Annotated in this window: 7 protein-coding genes; all 7 read left to right on the top strand. The window is 39.4% G+C overall.

From position 1 onward, the window contains the following. A partial coding sequence (locus BMY80_RS11670; RefSeq protein ID WP_245730188.1) for a tyrosine-type recombinase/integrase occupies window positions 1–1053 on the top strand: 1053 nt, incomplete at its 5' end. A gap of 402 nt (window positions 1054–1455) precedes the next feature. Next, complete coding sequence (locus BMY80_RS12850; RefSeq protein WP_218140366.1) at window positions 1456–2394, top strand: PDDEXK nuclease domain-containing protein; 939 nt, start codon at window positions 1456–1458, stop codon at window positions 2392–2394. 14 nt (window positions 2395–2408) lie between these two features. Then, complete coding sequence (locus tag BMY80_RS11660; RefSeq protein ID WP_093143880.1) at window positions 2409–2597, top strand: hypothetical protein; 189 nt, start codon at window positions 2409–2411, stop codon at window positions 2595–2597. A 58-nt stretch (window positions 2598–2655) separates the two neighbouring features. After that, the gene (locus BMY80_RS12300; protein WP_177178593.1) at window positions 2656–2850 is read left to right on the top strand and encodes a hypothetical protein; all 195 of its coding nucleotides are present in this window, start codon (window positions 2656–2658) and stop codon (window positions 2848–2850) included. Between the two features lie 74 nt (window positions 2851–2924). After that, the gene (locus BMY80_RS11650; RefSeq protein ID WP_093143878.1) at window positions 2925–4175 is read left to right on the top strand and encodes an ATP-binding protein; all 1251 of its coding nucleotides are present in this window, start codon (window positions 2925–2927) and stop codon (window positions 4173–4175) included. Then, window positions 4120–4509 (top strand): HTH domain-containing protein, encoded by a 390-nt coding sequence (locus BMY80_RS11645; protein WP_093143875.1) that lies wholly within the window; start codon window positions 4120–4122, stop codon window positions 4507–4509. The genes BMY80_RS11650 and BMY80_RS11645 overlap by 56 nt, the downstream gene beginning before the upstream one ends. A 343-nt stretch (window positions 4510–4852) precedes the next feature. Next, the coding region (locus BMY80_RS11640) for a transposase (protein WP_177178592.1) at window positions 4853–5114 on the top strand (262 nt) is incomplete at its 3' end.

Genomic DNA, 5114 nt, shown 5'->3' with positions numbered 1-5114 from the left:
CGGCTGGATCCTTCATGCAGGAATCTCACGGTCAATGAGCTTGTTGAGAGGTATCTTAAGACCAGAACAGGTGTCAGAGAATCGACACGTATCGGTTACAATTTTGTCCGTAATCTGCTTAAGAATGAGGAATTCGCCGGCAGGAAGATGTGCGAGGTGAAAACCTCTGATGCCAAGCTATTCTTAATCAAGCTGCAGTCAGACGGTCGCGGTTCAAGCACAATTAAAACAGTCCGCGGTGTGTTAAGACCTGCTTTTCAGATGGCGGTGGATGATGATTTGCTGATGAAGAATCCTTTCGGATTTGAGCTGGTGGGAGTGATTTACAACACTGAAAAAACAAGACTCGCCATCACCAGAGAGCAGATGAACAAGTTTCTTAAATTTATTCATGACGACAACATCTACTGCAAGTACTATGAGGCTATTTACATTCTGTTTCACACCGGAATGCGAATATCGGAATTCTGCGGTCTGACACTAAAGGATATAGATCTGGAAAACCGAATTATCGATATCAATCATCAGGTGCAGAGATTCAGATCCGGCAAATACGACATCTGCCCCACCAAGACGAGTGCCGGTACCCGCAAGCTGCCGATGACGGAGGAAGTGTATCAGATGTTCAAGGCCCTGGTGGAAAACAGACCGACAGATCTGCCGGAGGTAATCGTTAAAGGTTATGCCGGATTCCTTATCAGAGACAAGGACGGAATGCCCGAGGTGGCTCTGCACTGGGAGCACAGGTTCCAGCATGCAGTTAAGCGGTATAACGACATCTACAAAATTCAGATGCCGTCAATAACACCTCATGTATGCCGCCATACTTATTGCAGCAATCAGACCAGAGCAAGAATGAATCCTAAAACTCTGCAGTACCTCATGGGACATTCTGAAATTTCAGTAACCATGGACGTCTACACTCACCTCGGTCTTGATGATGCCAAGGATGAGATTATCAGACTTAAAGAGCTGGAAGACGCCAGAAAGGAAATCAATAACATTGAGCGTGATACCATGCGCAGCATGGAGAGTCAGTTCAAGTACATCTAAGGCAATCCGCCACTAATCCTTTTGAGCTCATGACCATTACGGCATGGGCTATTTAGATGGAATTCAAATACTCTATTGCTATACATAGTCCAACTTGCAACATCGTCTAGTATTTTGCTAATATGCTGACATAAATTTACGTAAATTAAACAGATAGAATTTGATTACAGTGCATTTGTGAGTTTTGTGCAGATACGATGGAAGAGGTCAGTGATGGACGGAATAATATCTATAGAATTTTATAATGATCTTAGTTCAATAATCGAATCTTCCTGTAAGAGTGCATACCAGATGGTTGACAGAATACTTGTCATTCGAAACTGGCTACTTGGTAAACGTATTGCCGAGGAAGAACTTTAGGGTACATATGCTGACAGATATGGTGAAAAGATTATTTCTGAATTGGCACGGACACTCACAAAGCAGTACGGGAAAGGCTTTGACAAGCGATCTTTATATCTTTATGTTCAATTCTATCAAGCATACCCTAAGATTGTGAATTCACTGAGATCACAATCTCACGATACTGATGATAAAAACATTGTGAACTCGCTGAGATCACAATCTCTCATGGCTTTAGATAGCATCGTGCTCACAGGAATAATGTTATCATGGACTCATTACAGAACACTGATGCAAGTAACGGATCCGAATGCGAGAGCCTGGTATGAAAAGGAAGCATATGAGCAGACTTGGTCTGTGCGTACTTTACAGCGGAATATTAGTACTCAGTATTATGACAGGATGTTATTGTCTCATAACAGCAAGGCTGTTGAGAATGAAATGAAACAGCTTACCTCTGAGTATCAGGGAAAACTTGAGTTTATTCGCAATCCGGTAATTGCCGAGTTCCTCGGAATGCAGGAAGATACCAGTTATCTTGAATCGGATTTGGAGCAGGCTATCATTGGAAATCTGCAACGATTTTTGATGGAATTGGGAAAAGGATATGCATTTGTAGCAAGACAACAGCACATTCACACGGAAAAGCAGGATTACTATATTGACCTTGTATTCTACAACTATATTCTGCAATGCTTCGTTCTGATTGATCTGAAAATCGGGAAGATTACCCACCAGGATGTGGGACAGATGGATATGTACGTTAGAATGTATGATGAATTGAAACGAGGTGAAAACCATAATCCGACATTGGGTATTGTGCTGTGTTCAGAGACGGATGAAGATATAGCCCGTTATTCCGTACTGCATGGCAACGAGCAGCTTTTTGCAGCAAAGTACAGACTTTGTCTGCCTACAGAAGAACAGTTGAGAGCTGAGATAGAGACACAGAAAGGAATATTTTATCTGCAACATCCAGAATTGAAAGAAGAACTCTAACCGGAGAAGTACACATGGCTATATCATCTGTTACAAAGAGGTTTGTAATCAACGACGACAAGACTTGTATTGCTTTGGCAAAAGCTTTAAGAAAATCAAGGAAATGTATTCAAAAGAATCCTAGAATTTATTCTCAAATAAATGCGTATGAAGAAGGTAAAATAAAACTAGAAAAATATCTAGCCCTGTATCAAAAACATTAATGTTTCAACGTTAAAGTAATGTTGTACACCGATAACTTGATAATGGTAGGTGGTAATCATGATAACATTCGACGATATGCTCAACGAGCAGATGAAAGATGAAGAGTTCAGAAAAGAATATGAGGCAATTAAGCCAGAAATGGATGCTATCAGGAAAATTGTGGATTCTCGTATTTCAGAGAAATGTACTCCAGATAAAATCACTAAACTTCCAGAAGTTAATTGTGCACAGGAAAACACGAAAAATAAGTGAGATTGATTTCTAAAGTTGTAAGAAAAAAAGTACTTAAAAAATGGAACTGATTAGATTAAACAGTTTTTTTAAATATGAATATAGAAGATCTCATTCACGGTGAGTCTAAGAATATTGAGTACAAGGAAATGCTTCCAAGTAACTCAGATAAATATACGAAGACAGTTGTTGCTTTTGCCAATACTCAGGACGGAAAAATTGTTTTTGGTATAGCCGATGGAACAAATGAAATTGTCGGCATTGATAATTCAATTCTTTTTCAGATGATGGATAGTATAGCGGCATCGATTTATCATTCATGTGAACCTGCTATTGTTCCTGAAATTGAACCATATACTGTCGATTATAAAAACCTTATTGTTGTTACAGTATCACCAGGCGCACAAAGACCATATTACTTAAAGTCAAAAGGTAAGGATGCCGGTACATATATAAGAGTTGGTGGAACCACTAGACCTGCAACTCCCGAAAAAATTAAAGAATTGGAGCTAGAAGGTTCTAAGATTTCCTGGGATGAACTTCCATGTATTGGATTTAAGGTGACCTCGGAAGCCGTTGAAAAACTCTGTAATGATATGAATCTTCGTAGAAATGAATTGCAGAGCAGAAGAGGTTATTCAGGAAATTTACCGCTTGTTACGGAAACAAATCTTGAAAACTGGAAGCTTATTTCCAAAAACAACGATGCCTGTGTAGGCTCTAATGCTTTCGCTCTTCTGACATCAGATTATTTCCAGTTGTCAAAAACTCAATGTGCCGTCTTCAAAGGTACTGACAGAGTTGTTTTTTTAGATAAACGGGAATATTCAGGTCCTCTTTACCAGCAGATAGATGAAGCAATAAATTTTGTACTGAGGAACATCAGACTCAGGGCTGAAATAAGAGGAATTCAACGAGTTGAATCATACGAATTGCCTGTTGAGGCAATCAGAGAAATGATTGTAAATGCGCACTGTCACCGTAATTTTAATGAAGATGCATGTGTACAGGTTGCTGTTTTTGATGATCGTCTGGAGGTTACTTCTCCCGGAGGTTTATATAACGGTTTAACTTTTGAAGATGCGATGAATGGTCATTCAAGACTCAGAAATCGTGTTATTGCAAATGTGTTTTGTCAGATGGGGCTTATAGAAGCCTGGGGTACAGGCCTTAGAAGAATACGGTCTCTTGCTGAAGATTTTGAACTTCCTGCACCAGAGTTTATCGAAACGCCCAATTCATTTCGTGTGAATCTTTTCCGAAAGACCACGACGAATAATGAACAACAGTATGGCAATAAAACTTCGGAGAAACTTCGGAATAACTTCGGAGAAGCTTCGGAATAACTTCGGAATAACTTCGGAGAAGCTTCGGAATAACTTCGGAATAACTTCGGAGAAGCTTCGGAATAACTTCGAAGAAACTTCGGAATTAATTCAAAATCCATCCAAAGAAGTGGTAACTCGTAAGCAAACAAAACTGCTTGAACAGCTGAACAACACGCAGAAAAAAATTGTGGAGTTGCTAAAAGAAAATCCAAATCTAACAGCAGAATCACTCGCTAAACAGTTGTGCCTATCAAGCAGAAGTATTGAATACAATATCCAAAAAATCAAAGAACTGGGGCTTATTGTACGCCATGGTTCCCATAAGGATGGATATTGGGAAGTAAAGGTATAGGAGTCGTTGTAGATCCGAAAAATAATACAAGGTTTAAACCGCCACTTTGCCGAACCTCTTTCATAGTTCTATAGAACCCGAATTATCTTCTGGTACGATGGAGAATGCTTAAAACGAAAAATAGTGACCTCACTGAAGCCACAATCTCTTATGGCCTATGAATATGTCTATGCATCATACATATAATCACCCCTAGCGTATTAAAAGTATCCGGGTAGTCAGCCTCCGGATTTTGACTACGATTTGACTACTTTTCGTGTACACAAAAGGCGGGTGTGACATAAAATTCGTGTATTCCTGTTAAGTCTGTTAATATTAAAGACTTAATTGGAGTTATATGAATATGGCAAAAAAAGATATTAAGCGAAATCCAGCTGCTGAAAAAATTGCAGATTTAATTCTCAATAATTATGACGTACAAAATGCTAAGGACGTTAATGAAGCCTTAAAGGACGTCTTTGGACCTATTTTTGAGAAGATGCTTAATGCCGAAATGGATGCACATCTTGGTTATGATAAGAGTTCATCCGAACCAAAAGAAACCGAGAATCGCAGAAACGGCTATGGCGAGAAGACCATTCATGGTTCCTTTGGTGAAACCTCAA

This window comes from Ruminobacter amylophilus (assembly GCF_900115655.1).
GTDB classification, from domain to species: Bacteria; Pseudomonadota; Gammaproteobacteria; order Enterobacterales; family Succinivibrionaceae; genus Ruminobacter; species Ruminobacter amylophilus.
Note: the sequence above shows the minus strand (reverse complement) of the source record. Positions and strands in the feature narration are given on the sequence as shown.

Bases quoted from the DNA above. Each gene is read 5' to 3' on its own strand.
- BMY80_RS11645 (WP_093143875.1), top strand. From the start codon at position 4,120: ATGGCAATAAAACTTCGGAGAAACTTCGGAATAACTTCGGAGAAGCTT.
- BMY80_RS11660 (WP_093143880.1), top strand. From the start codon at position 2,409: ATGGCTATATCATCTGTTACAAAGAGGTTTGTAATCAACGACGACAAG.
- BMY80_RS12300 (WP_177178593.1), top strand. From the start codon at position 2,656: ATGATAACATTCGACGATATGCTCAACGAGCAGATGAAAGATGAAGAG.
- BMY80_RS11650 (WP_093143878.1), top strand. From the start codon at position 2,925: ATGAATATAGAAGATCTCATTCACGGTGAGTCTAAGAATATTGAGTAC.